Origin of the sequence: Sphingomonas sp. GM_Shp_1, from assembly GCF_026540895.1 — a bacterium.
Taxonomy (GTDB): Bacteria; Pseudomonadota; Alphaproteobacteria; order Sphingomonadales; family Sphingomonadaceae; genus Sphingomonas.
In genome coordinates this window covers 1-15,927 of sequence record NZ_JALNUR010000018.1, presented here as the reverse complement: position 1 = coordinate 15,927, position 15,927 = coordinate 1, and the positions used below count along the sequence as shown (strand labels likewise).

10 protein-coding genes are annotated in these 15,927 nt (G+C 66.5%); 2 read left to right on the top strand and 8 right to left on the bottom strand.

Annotation, left to right across the window (positions count from 1 at the left end; translation table 11 throughout):
• Positions 1 to 3: 3 nt before the first annotated feature.
• Together OXQ33_RS10665 and OXQ33_RS10660 are read right to left on the bottom strand one after the other, a co-directional pair.
• Positions 4 to 879: an SUMF1/EgtB/PvdO family nonheme iron enzyme gene (locus OXQ33_RS10665; RefSeq protein WP_267434668.1), complete on the bottom strand. Its 876-nt coding sequence runs from the start codon at positions 877 to 879 to the stop codon at positions 4 to 6.
• On the bottom strand, positions 876 to 2,645 hold the full coding sequence (locus OXQ33_RS10660; protein WP_267434667.1) for an arylsulfatase: 1,770 nt from the start codon (positions 2,643 to 2,645) through the stop codon (positions 876 to 878). Before OXQ33_RS10660 ends, OXQ33_RS10665 begins: the two co-directional genes overlap by 4 nt.
• Before the next feature lie 182 nt (positions 2,646 to 2,827).
• Here OXQ33_RS10660 and OXQ33_RS10655 point away from each other — a divergent pair, with 182 nt between their 5' ends.
• Positions 2,828 to 5,221 (top strand): TonB-dependent receptor, encoded by a 2,394-nt coding sequence (locus OXQ33_RS10655; RefSeq protein WP_267434666.1) that lies wholly within the window; start codon positions 2,828 to 2,830, stop codon positions 5,219 to 5,221.
• Between the two features lie 36 nt (positions 5,222 to 5,257).
• On the opposite strand, the gene OXQ33_RS10650 is transcribed toward OXQ33_RS10655, so the two are convergent.
• The 4 genes from OXQ33_RS10650 to OXQ33_RS10635 all read right to left on the bottom strand — a co-directional run bounded on the left by OXQ33_RS10650 (position 5,258) and on the right by OXQ33_RS10635 (position 10,664).
• Positions 5,258 to 5,971, bottom strand: a complete 714-nt coding sequence (locus OXQ33_RS10650; RefSeq protein WP_267434665.1) for a GntR family transcriptional regulator — start codon at positions 5,969 to 5,971, stop codon at positions 5,258 to 5,260.
• A gap of 71 nt (positions 5,972 to 6,042) precedes the next feature.
• Positions 6,043 to 8,139, bottom strand: coding sequence for a right-handed parallel beta-helix repeat-containing protein (locus OXQ33_RS10645; protein ID WP_267434664.1), 2,097 nt, complete (start codon positions 8,137 to 8,139; stop codon positions 6,043 to 6,045).
• Positions 8,140 to 8,199: 60 nt separating this feature from the next.
• Positions 8,200 to 9,522 carry an MFS transporter gene (locus tag OXQ33_RS10640; protein WP_267434663.1) on the bottom strand — a complete coding sequence of 441 codons (1,323 nt, stop codon included), beginning with the start codon at positions 9,520 to 9,522 and terminating at the stop codon, positions 8,200 to 8,202.
• Positions 9,519 to 10,664: an enolase C-terminal domain-like protein gene (locus OXQ33_RS10635; protein WP_267434662.1), complete on the bottom strand. Its 1,146-nt coding sequence runs from the start codon at positions 10,662 to 10,664 to the stop codon at positions 9,519 to 9,521. Before OXQ33_RS10635 ends, OXQ33_RS10640 begins: the two co-directional genes overlap by 4 nt.
• A 224-nt stretch (positions 10,665 to 10,888) precedes the next feature.
• On the opposite strand from OXQ33_RS10635, the gene OXQ33_RS10630 reads away from it, so the two are divergent.
• Positions 10,889 to 13,738, top strand: coding sequence for a TonB-dependent receptor (locus OXQ33_RS10630; protein ID WP_267434661.1), 2,850 nt, complete (start codon positions 10,889 to 10,891; stop codon positions 13,736 to 13,738).
• A 33-nt stretch (positions 13,739 to 13,771) separates the two neighbouring features.
• On the opposite strand, the gene OXQ33_RS10625 is transcribed toward OXQ33_RS10630, so the two are convergent.
• Together OXQ33_RS10625 and OXQ33_RS10620 are read right to left on the bottom strand one after the other, a co-directional pair.
• Positions 13,772 to 14,608, bottom strand: a complete 837-nt coding sequence (locus OXQ33_RS10625; RefSeq protein WP_267434660.1) for a kinase — start codon at positions 14,606 to 14,608, stop codon at positions 13,772 to 13,774.
• Positions 14,598 to 15,569, bottom strand: coding sequence for a D-glycerate dehydrogenase (locus OXQ33_RS10620; RefSeq protein WP_267434659.1), 972 nt, complete (start codon positions 15,567 to 15,569; stop codon positions 14,598 to 14,600). The genes OXQ33_RS10625 and OXQ33_RS10620 overlap by 11 nt, the downstream gene beginning before the upstream one ends.
• Between the last annotated feature and the right edge of the window lie 358 nt (positions 15,570 to 15,927).

Below are 15,927 nucleotides of genomic sequence, written 5' to 3'. Positions count from 1 at the left end.
CGGCTATCCCCGTCGGTCCAGCCGCCGATCGGGTCCTGCGGGATAGGCCACGCGAAACCCGATATGCGATGTCGGCAGGTCGCGCTCCTGCGCCTGATAGGCGGCGGGTCGGAAATTGGCGCAATAGCTCATCGCGCACAGATAGCTGCCGCCCTTGACCAGCCCGACCTGCCCGTCGCCCGCCACCCATTCCCAGACATTGCCGACCATGTCGTAGAGCCCCAGGTCGTTCGCCTCGAAACAACCGACCGGCGCGATCCCCGCATAGCCGTCATCGGCGGTGTCGCGAATCGGAAACACCCCCTCCCAGACATTGGCGCGGGGCTTGCCATGGTCGAAGGCCCATTCGACCGGATCGCGAGCGGCATTCTGGTTGCCGCGTGCCGCCCGTTCCCATTGCTCGGTACTGGGTAGCGCGCCGCCTGCCCAACGCGCATAGGCGGCGGCATCGTCGCGGTCGACATGGACGACCGGCTCGTCCGCGCGCCCTGTCAGGTCACTGCCCGGCCCATTAGGATGCCGCCAGTCCGCCCCCTTGGTCCAGCGCCACCAGCGTGACGCATCGTCGAGCGACACCGGCTGGGTCGGCGCGACGAACAGCGCCGAGGCCCCTTCCCGCTCGGCGCGGGTGCGATGGCCGGTCGCCGCGACGAAGGCCGCGAACTGGCGGTTGGTCACCTCATGCGCATCGATGCGGAACGCCGCGACATGCACCGCCCGCCCCGGCCGATCCGTGCCATCCTCCCCCAGCAGCACCGTGCCCGCCGCAACGGTCACGATCCCATCCCGCGCGATGCAGCGCCGCACCGGCTCGGCCGCCCGCGCGCCCAGCGTCACGCTGGCCGCCAGGCTCAGTAGCAGCGCCGCCGCGATCCTCATGGCCGCGCCGCCGGTGCGGGTGCCTGCGCATCGGCGGGGAGCGGCACCACGCCCTTCGCCTGGGCATAGCGTTCATACGCGCCGACCAGCTCGGCCAGCCGCCTGGGTTCGGCGGCGGCAAGGTCCTTGGTTTCGCCCGGGTCTGCTGCCACGTTGAACAACTGCCAACGCCCGGTGCTGACGCCGCCGCGCGTATAATTGTTGGTCGGGGCGGGCAGGAAGACGACCTTCCACTCCCCCTTGCGCAGCGCCCGGCGGAAGAACAGCTCGTAACCCAGCGTCTCGTCGGCGGAGCGCACGCCGTTCGCGTCGGCGGCGAGAACGGGGCGCAGGCTATGCCCTTCATGCGGCAGGATCGGATGGCCCGCGAACGTGCCGGGCTGGCGAAGCCCCGCATAGTCGAGCAACGTCGGCGCGACGTCGCGCACGTCCAGATTGGCATTGGCGATCCGCCCGCCGCCCTTCACCCCGCGCCCGGCGGCGAAGGCGCTGACGCGGATTCCTCCTTCGGTCGTATAGCCCTTGACCAGCCAGGACGGCACCGAGTTGGCCTGGGCCCAACCGGGGCCATAGCCGACATAGCTGGTCGGTTTGCCGATATTGTCCAGGCTGTTGTCGATGCCCAGCGCCTCGGCGGGCGGTAGCGCCGCATCGGGCGAGCCGACCTTGAACCGAGGACTGGGTGCCTTGATCTCGTTGCCCTCGGGGCCGTTGTCGGCGAAGAACAGGATGACCGTGTTGTCGAGCCGCCCTTGCGCCTTCAACGCGGCGATGACACGACCGACATTCTGGTCCATCCGGTCGACCATCGCGGCATAGACCTCCATCTTGCGCGCCTCGACCGCACGCTCCTCGGGGCTCAGCGACGCCCAGGGACGGGCCAGCTCGACCGAATGCGCCACCGCATCGGCGGGGACCAGACCCAGCGCCTTTTGCCGCGCGAGCCGCTCGGCCCGCAGCGCCTCATAGCCCGCATCGTACCGCCCCTTATATTTGGCGATCGTCTCCGCCGGGGCCTGAAGCGGCCAGTGCGGCGTGGTGAAGGGCAGATAGGCGAAGAACGGCCTTTTGTCCCCCGCCTTCGCTGAAGCGTCGAGATAGCCGATCAGGCGGTCGGCGAAATAATCTGCCGAATAGGCCCCCTTGGGTAAGGCCGCGGGCTTGCCGTCGTCGCGGTAGCTGGGGGCGAGTTCGGCCTTGGTCCAGGCCTCGTTCTGGTCCGCGCCGAAATGGTTGGACAGGCCTTGGAGCAGCGCGAAGCTATGCTCGAACCCCCGCGCGGCGGGCTCGCGGTCGGGAGTCAGGCCCAGATGCCATTTGCCTGCCATCAGCGTGGCATAGCCGCCGGCCCGCAATAGCTCGGCGATCGAAGCGACCCGGTCGTTCAAATACCCCTCATAGCCCGGCTGCCCGCGCGTCGCCGGGCCCAGCAACTCCGCCATGGTGCCGAGCCCCGCCTCGTGATTGTCGACCCCGCTCATCAGCATCGAGCGGGTCGGCGAACAGGTCGGCGCGGTGTGGAAGCCGGTGAAGCGCACGCCCGAGAGCGCCAGCGCATCCAGATTGGGGGTCGCGATCTCACCGCCGAACGCGCCCAGATCGGACCAGCCGAGATCGTCCGCGACGATGACCAGGAAGTTGGGCGCGTCCTTGGCCGCCTGTTGCGGAGCCGTCTCCGCCGGGCTGCCGCGCACCGGTTCCGCCAGAAGCGGCGTGGCCAGGATCAAGGCCGGGAGGGCTGCTGCCAGGAATTTTCCGCCGATCATATTCTTCCCCTTTCGGGCCGCTCACGCGGCTGCACGCCTGGCATAGCCGGCAGCGGCCGGGGGACAATGAACATTCTCTACTAATCCGATAGGAATTACTTCGTTCGCTTCGGACAACGACATTCATAGCCCTATGCGGGCGGCGCCTGCCGCGCTCCCTGCCACCGTCCGAGGACTTGTTGATGCCGATACCGAACGCTCTTGGTCGCCGTGCAGCCCTGCTGGCGGGCGCGATGATCCTGACGACACCCGCGCTGGCGCAGCAGGCGCTGGTCGCGCCCGGCACAGTCGATGAACCAGGTTCGGTCGCAGAACCGGTGGCCCAGTCCGACGATATCCTGGTCACCGCACGCCGCCGGACCGAGAAGAGCCAGGACGTGCCGATCGCGATCAACGCCTTCGGATCGGCGCAGATCGAATCCACCCGCACCTTCAACCTGCGCGACCTTCAGCAACTGACCCCCAGCCTGGTCGTCACCAACACCAATCCGCGCAACACCAGCATCAACATTCGCGGCCTGGGCAACAATGTCGCGGTCTATAATGACGGGCTGGAACCGGCGGTCGGCGTCTATCTGGACGGCGTGTATCTGGCGCGCCCCGGCCAGACGGTGTTCGACCTCGCCGATCTGGAGCGTATCGAGGTGCTGCGCGGGCCACAGGGCACGTTGTTCGGCAAGAACACCTCGGCGGGGGCCGTGGTCGTGACGACGAAACAGCCGACTTTCGACTGGCAGGCGGGCGGCGATGCCAGCCTGGGCAATTATGATTTCCGACAGCTTCACGCCTATGTCTCGGGGCCGCTCACCGACACGGTGGCGGCGCGTTTGTTCGTGTCGAAGACCGACCGCGACGGCTTTACCCGCAATCGCTTCGACGGGCGCTATGGGCAGGACTTCCACGACCTCAACCTGCGCGGTCAGTTGCTCTACAAGCCGACCGATACCCTCAGCTTGCGGATCATCGGCGATTGGGGGCGGCAGAACAGTTTCACGGCGGGTAGCATCCTGCTCGGTGCGATCCGGAATTATGACAACGGCACGCTGTTCCCGAACAATTATTACGACCGCGCCACCCGATTGGGATACAGCCCCGTCGCCGCCGATCCCGCGCTTCGGACGACCGACACCGACGCCAACCCGCGCTACCGGATGAACCAGCACGGGGTGAACGTCACCACCGATTGGGATATCGGCCCCGCGACGCTGACCTCGGTCACCGCCTATCGCGCCTGGAACTGGTATCCGCACAATGACGGCGACGGCACCAGCCTGGACGCGGGCGCGGACTTCCACCAGAGCAACGAGCAGCGCCAGGTCAGCCAGGAACTGCGCATCGCCTCCAACGGGAACCGCCGGGTCGATTATGTCGCAGGGCTCTATTATCTCTACCAGTCGATCGAGGCGGAGTCGGTCAACCGCTATGGCACCCGCGCCGCCGACTGGTTCCTGCCCCCGACCACCAACGCGGCGGTCGGGGCGGCGGCACTGAACGGCTATAACGTCGTCAGCCATTCACGGCCCGTCACCGACAGCTATGCCGCCTTCGCCCAGACCATCTGGCACATCACCGACGCGGTCGATCTGACCACCGGCCTTCGCTATACCTATGAAACCAAGTCCGGCTATTTCGACCAGACGGCGACGGGCGCGTCGCTCGCCGGACTGACGGCGGCGCAGCAGACCGCGGCGCAGGCCATCCGGGCCCGCTACGGCGTCGCCAATTATTACGAAGCCCGGACCGAGGCAGGACGGCTATCGGGGCAGGCGACCCTGTCGTGGAAGGTCGCCGCGCCGATCCTGGCCTATGCCACCTATGCCCGGGGCAACAAGTTCGGCGGCCTGAACCTCGCCAACATCACCACCACCGGCCAGTTCGCCGCCAACCCCGTGATCCGCCCCGAGACGATCGACAGCTATGAGGTCGGGGCCAAGACCACATGGGCGGACGGGCGCATCACCGCGAACGTCGCGGCCTTCTGGACCGATGTGAAGGATTACCAGACCACCATCATCGACGTGGAGCGGAACGGGGTCAGCTTCTTCACCAATGCCGCCAAGGTCCGCACGCGCGGGATCGAGGCCGATGTCCGCGCCACGCCGACCCGCTGGCTGACGCTGTACGGATCGGGCACCTATGACGATGCGCGCTACATCTCCTACGCCAACGCCCCCTGCCCCATCGAGATCACCGGGCGGACGCTCTGCGACCTGAGCGGACAGCGCCTGCCCGGCGTCTCGCGCTGGGCCGCCTCCGCCGGTGGAGAGGTCCGCGCGCCGCTGGGCGTGAATTTCGGTCATGAGGCGGAGCTTTATGCCGGGTCGGACTATAGCTATCGCTCGGGTAGCAACAGCACCGCCAGCCTCAGCCGCCATTCCAACATTCCGGGCTATGAGCTGCTCAACCTGCGGTTCGGCATCCGGTCGCTGGACGGTCGCTATGACATTCAGTTCTGGGGCCGGAACGTGACGGACTCGACCTATTATCTGTCGCTGGCGGCCAACAACACGGGTGCGATCTCGGGGACGCTGGGCGATCCCCGGACCTATGGCCTGACGCTGCGGACCAAATGGTAAAAGCACCCGCCGACCGGCGGCCTTCCCGACATTTGGTCACACCATGCCGAGAATGCGCTGCAACGCCGCCTGGAAATGATGGGTGAGCGCCGCCTCCGCCGCCGCCGGATCGCGCGCCAGGCACGCCTCCAGCACATCCAGATGCTCGCGGATGGTGCGGATCATGCGCGGCGGCGTCGCGGTCAGGTCGAGCCGGATCACCGCGACATAGTTCTTCAGCCGCCGCGCCGTCGTCTCGATCATCGGGTTGCGCAACGATGCGATGATGCTGCCGTGAAAACGCTGTTCCAGCGACTCCATCTCCTCCGCCGTGCTCTCCACCGACGCGCCGTCTTGCAGCCTTTCGAGCAGCGCGCGGTGGTCGGCGATCAGTTGCGCGATCTCGCCCGTCTCGGCGGTTTCGGCATAGGTGCGCGCCGCCGACCTCTCGATGATCGAGCGGAACTGATAGGTGGAGCGCGCCAGCTCCAGATCGGCCTTCAGGAACTCGATGCCCGATCGGGCATGGATCTTCAAAATGCCCTCGGTCTCCAGCACGCGCAGCGCATCGCGCAGCGGCTGGACGGGCAGGTCGAGCAGCTGCATCAACTCGCCCTGCGAGATGAACGATCCCGCCGAAATGCGCCGGTCGAACAGCCCTTCCAGGATGCGGCGATAGGCCATCTCCCCCAGACGGCGACCGGAGTCCGTCGGTTCCTTGGCCTTGGCGGATCGGGTGCGCGGGCGTTTGGCGGAGACGGTCTTGTTCATGGCCTTGCCCCCTACCGCTTTGCGACGGCCCTCGCCACCGGCTGCAACCGGTTGATATTCCGCGGGAGGACTCATCGCGGCTTGTCCGGGCGCGGGCCCGATGCATCGATCACCGCGCGGGCCGGGCCGGACCACTGGCCGGGTGCGACCTTCACATTGTCGATCAGCCGGTTGTTCATATAGGCGTCCCAGGACCCGTTCAGGCGGCCGCCGTCATACCAGTTGCCCGTCGCGACATTGTCCAGCGTGGTGCGGTGCGGGCGATAGCCGTCCATGGTGTTCGCGTTCAGCCACACGCCCACCCCCTGGATGACATTCTGGCGGACCGTGACATAGCGCGACCCTTCGTCGAGATAGAGGCCGATGCCGCCGGGCACGTCATAGACGTAATTCTCCGCGATCAGCGCGCCCGGATCGGCGGACAGGTGATAGATGGCGCCGCCATCGGCGAACCACTGCTTGACCTTGTGCACCCGGTTGCCGAGCACCACCGTGTCGCGCAGGATCGTCGGCGTGTCGTACACGATGTTGCCGGGCTGGTCGTAATAGCCGCGCGTCCGGGTGCGATAGGCGCCGCTGCCGCCCGGATCGTTGACGCCCCAGCCCCAGCCGATGTCGATCCCGTCATAGGGCGCATCGGACACGTCGTTATGCGTGACGACCGTTCCCGCCGCATAGGTGACCAGGATCGCGGCCTGTTCCTTGTAATCCTGCGACACGGTTTCGATGCGATTGTCGGCGATGACGACATTGCGCACGCCCATTTCGGGGCGGGGCGGATGATGCGCATCGGGCAGGATGCCGCCGACCATGATCGCGCCGCCCGCAAGCTGGCCGAAGCGGCTGCGGCGCACCTCGACGCCCGCCGCGCCATATCCGACGCCGCTGTCATTGGCCTCCGGATTGTTGCCGATGCCCAGCGCCACCTGCCCCAATTGGGTGAACTCGGCACGGTCGAAGGTCACGCGCACCGCCGCCGCGACCTGCACGGCGGCGGGCTGCTGGCGCCAGCGGTTGCGCATCGTCTCGAACGCCCAGCATCCCCAGCTGCAATCGCGGATCGGGTCCTCCGGGAAACCCGGTATCCATCCCGCCAGATAGGAGCCGCTCTGCTGGCTGGCATAGCCCTCCGCCCCTGAGGGGGCGAGCCAGCTGGTGTGGCGGAACGCCAGCCCGTCGAACGCCAGGTCGGTCACGGGGCGGTCATAGCTGCCCGCGATCGACACCAGCGATTCCAGCCGGGGCAGCACGACCGCGATCCGCGCCATATCCTCGCCCGGCAGCGGCTTGTAATAGAGCTTGCCCGCCGCCGAATCGACGAACCACTGCCCGCCCTCGCGCAGGAAGGCGAGCGAGTTGACCAGGAACAGCCGCCCCTTGTCCCCCGCCAGCGTCCGGGCGAGCGTGTCATAGCCGATGAGATTGTTGCGCCAGCCGGGCTGTTGCATCCGGATCGTATCGCCCTCGATTCCATCGACCACCGCGCGGCGATCGGTGAAGAAGCCGGTCTGCTCGACCTCGATACGCGATTGATCGGGCAGGCTCGCCAGAAAGCGCCAGGCCGGATCGACGATGGTCATGCCCGTGGCGGTGAAGGCGACAGCGCTTCGGGGGATCGGGACATGCGCGCGCTGCGCCATCCGGCCCGCCACCCAAAGCTGGCGCGGGTCGAGGCCGCGCGGCACCTCCGCCACCCAGATATCCCGCGCCCGGTCGGCGAGCGTCCAGCCACCGACCGCCATGCCGCCCGACAGCACGGGCCGCGCTCCCGCCGCCGCCGTCCAGCGGACGACATGCCCGCCCTGCCCGCCATCCGCCGCCGTGAAGCGCAAAGGCGCGGCCAAGGCATAGACCCCGTCCGCCAGTTCGACCGTGACGTCGTGATCGGCGTTGATCCGCCGCACCGCCTGCTGTGCGCGCTCCAGCGTGCGGAACGGGTGCGCCGCCGATCCGTCACCCGCATCGTCGCCCTGCGGCGATACTCGCAGGATGACGGGAATGGCGGCGGGCGGCACGGGCAGCGAGATCGCGCTGAAGGACTCGTGCGAATTGGGTATCCCCGCCGCCTGCGCCGATGGAATGGCGGGTGCGGGCGGCAATTGCTGGGCCGCCGCGACTAGAGGCGTGGACAGCAGCAGGAGCCCGGCTCCGGCGAAACGCGATGTCATGGGGTATCTCCTGCCGAAGGTTCGGGAAAAGGCGGCACCTGGCCTGCGATCGACGTCATCTCAGCGGACCGACCGGATCGGCAGGACCAGGAACGAGCCGACCAGCACGAAGACACCCGACACCACGAACAACACGGTATAGTTGTTGCCCGTCGAGGACAGCAGTGCGGCGGCCATCACCGGGCTGAGGATCTGGGGCACGTTGACGGCGGTGGTCAGGATGCCCAGATCCTTGCCGGTCGCATCCTCCGCACCCGGCTTGGGCTTGGGCAGCACCTGCGTCATCAGCGCCAGGTCGACCGACATGAACGCGCCATATCCCAGGCCGATCAGCACGGCATAGGCGAACATGCCCTGCGCCGTCGGCACGATCAGCGGCATGGCCACCGCCGCCGCCATGACGAGGCTGGCGAGGAAGACTAGCGGCTTTCGCCGTCCCAGTCGATCGGACAGCACGCCCGAGCCCAGACCCGAGACGACCAGCGCCACGAAGGTGATGATCGACATGCTGGCGATCATCCGGTTCGCGCTCGCCTGGCTCATCCCGATATGGTCCTGCAGGATATAGAGCAGATAGGTCAGGATCGCCTGATAGCCCATATAGATGGCGAACCGGCCCAGGAACGCCCAGGCGAAGTCGGGATGCTCGCGCGGGGAAATCCAGAAGCCTTTCAGGAACGCCCCCAGCTTCAGCGGCGTGGCGGGCGGCAGGGCGACACGCGGTTCCGGATTGATCACCACGAACGCCAGGCACACGACGATGATCGCGGAGCCGACGATGCCGTAGGCCAGCGGGATCCGGCTCGCCAGCGTCCCTGCGAAGAAGGTGCCGAACGACACCCCCGCCGTCATCGCGCCGCCGACGACGCCCGATGCGAGTCCCCGTTCCTCGGGCGGAAAGCGGTCGGCCACCAATGTCGTGATCGCGGGCTGCATCGAATTGAGGGTAACGACCGACACCAGCCAGATCGCGGTGATCCCCACCAGCCCGCCGCCATAAGGCGTCAGGATGATCGCCACCCCGCCGATGGTCGCACCGATGACGATCCAGGGCGTGCGCCGCCCGAACCGACTGCGTGTCCGGTCCGACAGCGCCCCCGCGATCGGCGTCGTCAACGTGCTGAAGACCGAGGTGATGGCATAGATGATGCCCAGCGTCTTCGCCTTGCCCGCCGGATCGATATTCTGGATCTGGTTGGGCAGCAGCACGCCCAGACAGGATGCGTACAGGGTGAGCAGCGTGAAGAACACGATGCCCAGCGACACCAGCAGCACCCATTTGCGGCGGCCCGTCACGAAAGGCGTCGGCCCCGCCGCGTCGTCGGTCGCCGCCGCGACCACGGCGGCGGCCTCTTCGAGCGACGGGGTCAGCCCGACGCTCATGCCGGGCGTTCCCAGCGCGGCGCGGGCGGCAGCGCCGCCTCGTCCAGCGGATCGGGTGTGCGATACCGGGTCCGCACCGCCTCGCTCAACCGCAGGCCATGGCCGGGGCGGTCATGCCCATGGATCAGGCCATCGCGGATCGCATAGGGCTCCTCGACCAGATGCTCGAAATTCTGGAAACTATATTCCAGCCACCGTACGCCCGGCAGCGCCAGCGCCATGTTGACGCCGATTTCCAGGAAGCTGTTGCCGAAGGTCACCTCGACATTGTGCTCGCCCGCAAGCCAGCCGGCGCGCATCACGTCGCTGACCTGGCCATGGACGTTCAGCATGTCGCACGCCTCGGCCTGGAGCAGCTTGCGCTTGCCCGACAGGTCCAGATACTCGCCGCTGTTGACGCGGGTGTCGGGACAGGCGAGCCGCAACCGCCGCAGCCCGTCGAAATCGTCGCGCGGGATCGGGTCCTCGATCCAGTAGATGCGGTGCCCCGCCCGCTCAAACAGGGCGAGCGCGGCGCGGGTCTCGGCGGCGGTCCAGGCCTCGTTGGCGTCGATCATCACCGGCCGCCCGTCATCGCCGGTCGCTTTTTTCAACAGGTCCAGGCGGTGCAGGTCCCGTTCGATCTCCGGGTGGCCGACCTTGATCTTATATCCCCGATAACCCGCCTGCGCGGCCCGACCGAACAATTCCGTGAAATCATGATCCGACAGATGAAAGTCGAGGCCACTGGCATAGACCGGCACCGAGTCGCGTTGCGCCCCCAGCAATTTCCAGAGCGGCAGGCCGCTGCTTTGCGCGAACAGGTCCCATACCGCATGCTGGATCGCCTCCTCGAACGGCACCAGCATCCTGCGCACATTGCCGCCGCGCGGTCGCCCGACGCGCAAAGCCAGCGCCCCGGCTTCCTGCCCTTCCAGCATGGGAAAGACCTCCTGTCCGAAGGCCCAGGCGATGGTCGCTTCCGGCAGCAGCGGCTGGAACAGCACCTGCACGAAGCCCAGGCCCACGCGCCCCGCCTCGTCGATCAGTTCGAGGGCGACGATATTGGCCTGGGTCGCGCCGACCTGCGAGTCGCCGACCTTGCGATCACGTCGGAACTGAAGCCTGGTCACGCGATAGTCCGCGATCCTGTTCGCCTTCATATCCCCTCCTGAAATATCAAACACGCTATTTCTTGTGTTCCAAGACGCATATGCATGGCGAACGCAGCATTCTTGCGGCTAATCAGCCGTGACGGTCAATCCCAAAACACCGAAAATGATTTTCTGAAATATCACGTCCATATTTTAATTGACTGTTCGCACCAGTGAAATCAAACTTGCACATAAGCTGACGATCGAATCGATTGCGGCGAAAAGGAGGGGATATGAAAAGGGCCTATCTGCTGTGCGCCGTCGCCAGCATCGCTCTGCCGGGCACGCTATTTGCGCAGACCACACCGACCGCCGCCGTACAGGATAGTACGGACTCGCAAAGTGACGACACCGCGTCGGCCGATGCGCCCAGCAGCGGCGACATCATCGTCACCGGCATCCGCGCCAGCCTGAAATCCTCCGCCGCGATCAAGCGCAATGCGTCGCAGATCGTCGATGCGGTGTCGGCGGAGGATGTCGGCAAGTTCCCCGACGTCAACATCGCCGACTCGCTCCAGCGCGTGACCGGCGTCGCGATCGACCGCAGCGGCGGCGAAGGCCAGTTCATCACCGTTCGCGGCCTGGGCCCGCAGTTCAACACCGTGCTGGTCAACGGCCGCGTCATGGCCACCGACAATCCGGGCCGCGAATTCTCGTTCGACGTGCTGTCGCCGAACATGATCCAGCGGACCGAGATCTACAAGAGTACGGTACCACAGCTACAGGAAGGCGGCATCGGCGCGACCGTCAACATCATCACCGCCAAGCCGCTGGACGGCAAGACGGGCGCACACCTGACCCTGTCGGCAGGCGGCATGTATGACACGCTCGCCAAGAAGACGAGCCCGGACTTCTCCGGCACCGCATCCTTCGCCAACAAGGACAAGACGATCGGCCTGGTCGTCGCGGCGTCCTATACCAAGCGCTACAGCGCCTTCGACCAGTTCGCCATCCATGGCTGGCTGCCTGGCTCCCAGGGCCTCATCAACGGGACACCCAGCTCGGCGGGCCTGACCGCGGGCGCGTTGATCAACAGCCCCGCCAACATCTTTACGCCGCGCGACTCCGCCTTCTATCACTATGACGAAAGCCGCGAGCGCCTGAACGTCGCGTCGACCTTCCAGGCCAAGCTGAGCGACCGCCTGCTGCTGACCGTCGACGGGCTCTATTCAAAGTTCAACGTGATGAGCAACGGCCATTATTTCGGCCCGTTCTTCACGCCCCGCTTCATCGGCCTGACCGCCAACAGCAACGGCACGGTCAACGGCTTCAACCGGCCCGGCACGCAGTTCCTGGCCGCCAACCCCGCGCTGACCGATCCGGCGCTGGGTGACCAGCGCGTGACGGTCTCCCAGAACGACAATGCCTCGACCTATGGCAACCGTTTCAGCAACAGCTACCAGATCGGCAGCAACCTGAAGTGGAGCGTCGCGGACAATCTCGACCTGAAGTTCGACGCCTCGACCACTCAGGCGAAGAACCGCACGCCGGGCGCCTTCATCGTCGTCGGCGCACTGGCGCAGAGCGCACCGCGCTTCGACCTGCTGCCCGGCGTGACCATGCCGATCATCAGCAATCTGGGCAACGTGACCGACCCGTCCCTGATGCGGGCGCATTACAGCTCGGTGGGCGAAGGCCGGGTTCGCGACCGGGGCACTGAATTCCACTTCGACGGCGACTACCGCAATCAGGATGAGGGCCCCGTCAAGTCGATCCTGTTCGGCGCAGCCTTCAACCGGCGGCACAAGACGCAGACCAACGCCAATAACGAGGACACGGTCTGCACCTATTGCGGATACGACATTCCGGTCCCGGCCAACCTGCTGTCGCCCTATACCCTGAACAACTATCTCCCCAAGATTTCCGGCAGCGACAAGGCGCCGGTCAACTTCCTGACCTTCGACCCCGCCGCGGTGCTCGCCTATCTATCGCAGCCCTCGGTACTGGCGCTCGCACGCCAGGGGCGCACAGCGGCGGAGCAGGCGGCGGTCGCGGCGCAGCAACTGGCTTTGCCGGGGGGCCCGTTCGGGCTTCGCGATCGTCCGGGCCAGTTGCTCGACGTGGTCGAAAAGGTCTGGGCGGGCTATATCAATGTCGGGCTCGGCGGGCCGCGCTGGTCGGGCAATGTCGGCTTCCGCGTCACCGACACCTCGGTGGTGTCGAGCGGCTTCACCCAGCCGATCCTCGGCATCTTCGTCAACCCAGGCGACGACAATCTGAACATCCCGCTCGGCAACCCGACGGCGGTCAGCGTCCGCAATCATTATCGCAACTTCCTGCCCTCGGCGAACGTCCGATACGACCTGACCGACCGGATGCTGCTGCGCGGCGCCTTTTCGCAGACGATCACCCGGCCGACGCTGACCGATCTGGGCGTCAACAATTTCTACAATGGCCGCGTCACGGCGGCGACCTCGGGCGGCGGCAATCCGACGCTGCGCCCGTTCAAGTCGACCAATTACGACCTGTCCTATGAATTTTATATCTCGGACATCAGTTATGTCAGCCTGGCGGGCTTCTACAAGGAGTTCTCGGACTTCCTCGAGCAGCAGACCCTTCCGATCCAGATCGGCCAATATACTTTCCAGGATACCCGCACCCGCAACGGCGCGACCGGATCGGTCGCGGGCGTCGAAGTGGGCGCACAGCTGACCGCCGACCGGATCAGCTCGGGCTTCTTCGGCGGCTTCGGTATCGCGGGCAACTATACCTATGTCAGCGACACCGCGAAGCGCGCAGCCAATACCAACAGCGCCTGCGGTTATAACGGCCTGTCGCCGCACTCGGCCAATGGCAGCCTGTTCTATCAGAAATACGGCATCCAGGCGCGCGCGTCGTACAACTGGCGCTCCTCCTTCCTGCGTAGCTGCCTGAGCGACTATGGCCAGCCGGAAAACCGTCGCGCTTATGGCCAGTTGGACTTCAGCGCCTCCTACGACATCACGCCTGCGTTCCAGGTCTATGTCCAGGGAGTCAATCTGACCAACTCCTACATCTTCGACTATTCGGTCCTCGAAGAGCGGGTGAAGAACATCCAGAATTTCGGAACGCGCTTCAACTTCGGTGTCCGCGCTTCGTTCTGATCCCTCTTCCCGTTTCCCCCACTGGCCCGGTGTTCACGCACCGGGCCATTTTTCGTCGAGGCGTCGGCCATCGCGGACGGACCAGCTTGCCAAGCCGCGATCCTGGTCCAGCCGCAGACACAGATCGGCCCGGTCGGGCATCTCCGCCCAGATATGGCGGGTCAGCCGCTCATAATGGCTGACGAAGCGGGCCAGTTGGGCGTCGTTCATCACACCCGTCCCGTCTCCCCTCGCCCGGCGCAGCGCATCCTCCTGCTGGGTGCGCCAGCGCAGCACCGTCGGCCAGTCGGGGGGCATCATCAGCACCAGCATGTCGAGACGATCGAACAGCGCCGGATAGTCGGTCGCGAGCGCGGCGTTCGCATAACGACGCCATATGCCGTCGTTATCCTCATCCACCTCCAATCGGTTGAGCGGCGCGGCCAGCGCCTCCTCCGCTTCCGGCCGGGCGCCGACGCACCAGCCCTCGAAAATGACCAGTTCGCAGTGTTCGGGCGCGTTCGGCCATGTGCTCATGGGCGCACGATCGTCGATCGCCTTGTCGAAACGCGGCAGCGGCGCCGCTTCCCCTCGCGCGATGGCGGCCAATGTCGCGATCCCCAACGCCACGTCATGCGTACCCGGCACACCGCGCGTGGCGAACAGGGGATGGGTCTCGCGCGCCAGCCGCTGGCGTTCGGCGCGGGTAAGGTACAGATCGTCCAGCGACAGGATCGCGCTGCCAGCGAACCGCTCGGCCAGCCTCGCCGCGACGGTCGACTTGCCGCTCCCCTGCGCGCCGCACAGGCCCAGGACGAGCGGCGGATCGTCCACCCGCCTCTCGGCCAGCCGTTCCGCGATCAGCCCGGCGATCGCCGCTTCAGGCGACACGATCGGCAGGCTCCTCGCCGCGCAGGAACGCCGCCAGACTGTCCGCCGCGCGCAGGCCCATGGCGGTGCGCGCCTCGATCGTCGCGCTGCCCAGATGCGGCAACAGGACCGCGCGGGGGTGCGCCAACAGGGCGGGATGGATGACCGGCTCGCGCTCATAGACGTCCAGCCCGACGCCGCCGATCACACCGCGGGTCAAGGCATCCGCCAGCGCCTCTTCATCGATGACCGGTCCACGCGCGGTGTTCACGACGATGGCATGCGGCCGCATCCGCGAAAGCAGGTCGGTATCGACCATATGCCGCGTCCCCTCGCCGCCTGGCACGTGAAGCGACAGGACATCGCATTCACCGGCCAGCGCCTGCGGCGATGCCGCGCGCGTCGCCTCCAGGGCCTGCTCCACCTCGGGCGGGGCGGCGGAGCGGCTGGCATAGCGGATCCGCATTCCCAGCCCCTTCGCCTTGGCCGCCGTCGCCTGCGCGATCCGGCCGAAACCGATCAGGCCCAGGGTCTTGCCCGACAGCCCCTGGCCGATCAGGTGCGAAGGGCGCCATCCGGTCCATGCGCCCGCCCGGACCTCCCGCTCCCCCTCGCCCGCACGGCGCGCCGCCATCAGCATCAGCAGGATCGCGATCTCCGCCGTCGCCTCGGTCAGCACATCGGGAGTGTTGGTCACCACCACTCCCGCCTCGCGCGCCGCCGCCAGATCGATATGGTCGACGCCCGCGCCGTAATTGGCGAGGATGCGCACCCGCCGCCCCGGCGTGGCCAGCAGGTCCGCGTCGATCCGGTCGGTGATCGTCGGCATCCAGGCATCATAGCCGGTCATCGCCTCGACCAGCGCCGGGCGGTCGAGCGGCCGGTCGTCGACGTTCAGCGTCGTGTCCCACGTCTCGGTCAGATGACGCTCGACGGTGTCGGGCAAGCGGCGAGTGACGAGAAGCTTGGGCAGGTCGGTCATGGTCTGCGGCGATCCTGTGACAAGAGCGGAGCACGTGGGTATTGGCACGAAGCGGACCAACGCTTCGGATCTTGGTCCATCGGGCGCCGGCATTGGAATGGTGGAACCCGCCCCAAGTCTGGCGAAATCGATCCGGGTTACGCAACCCCGAAATGACCCAAGCTCCCGCCGGAGGAGCGAACGACATCACCCCAAGTCCACAAGCAAAGCTATGCTGAGCGCCTTGGCGATCGCAACAAGTGGTTTTCGCGTCGGATGCCATAGCTTTACGAGAATAATTAGCCGCTCGCGGGTCCGACGCCACGCAGATCGCCAGCGTTGTTGGACGAACGCGAAAAATCCCCGGCAGCGTGAGCTA

What these genes read in the sequence shown, in the direction of transcription:
- OXQ33_RS10665 (WP_267434668.1), bottom strand. Translation starts at nt 879, where the DNA reads ATGAGGATCGCGGCGGCGCTGCTACTGAGCCTGGCGGCCAGCGTGACG.
- OXQ33_RS10660 (WP_267434667.1), bottom strand. Translation starts at nt 2,645, where the DNA reads ATGATCGGCGGAAAATTCCTGGCAGCAGCCCTCCCGGCCTTGATCCTG.
- OXQ33_RS10655 (WP_267434666.1), top strand. Translation starts at nt 2,828, where the DNA reads ATGCCGATACCGAACGCTCTTGGTCGCCGTGCAGCCCTGCTGGCGGGC.
- OXQ33_RS10650 (WP_267434665.1), bottom strand. Translation starts at nt 5,971, where the DNA reads ATGAACAAGACCGTCTCCGCCAAACGCCCGCGCACCCGATCCGCCAAG.
- OXQ33_RS10645 (WP_267434664.1), bottom strand. Translation starts at nt 8,139, where the DNA reads ATGACATCGCGTTTCGCCGGAGCCGGGCTCCTGCTGCTGTCCACGCCT.
- OXQ33_RS10640 (WP_267434663.1), bottom strand. Translation starts at nt 9,522, where the DNA reads ATGAGCGTCGGGCTGACCCCGTCGCTCGAAGAGGCCGCCGCCGTGGTC.
- OXQ33_RS10635 (WP_267434662.1), bottom strand. Translation starts at nt 10,664, where the DNA reads ATGAAGGCGAACAGGATCGCGGACTATCGCGTGACCAGGCTTCAGTTC.
- OXQ33_RS10630 (WP_267434661.1), top strand. Translation starts at nt 10,889, where the DNA reads ATGAAAAGGGCCTATCTGCTGTGCGCCGTCGCCAGCATCGCTCTGCCG.
- OXQ33_RS10620 (WP_267434659.1), bottom strand. Translation starts at nt 15,569, where the DNA reads ATGACCGACCTGCCCAAGCTTCTCGTCACTCGCCGCTTGCCCGACACC.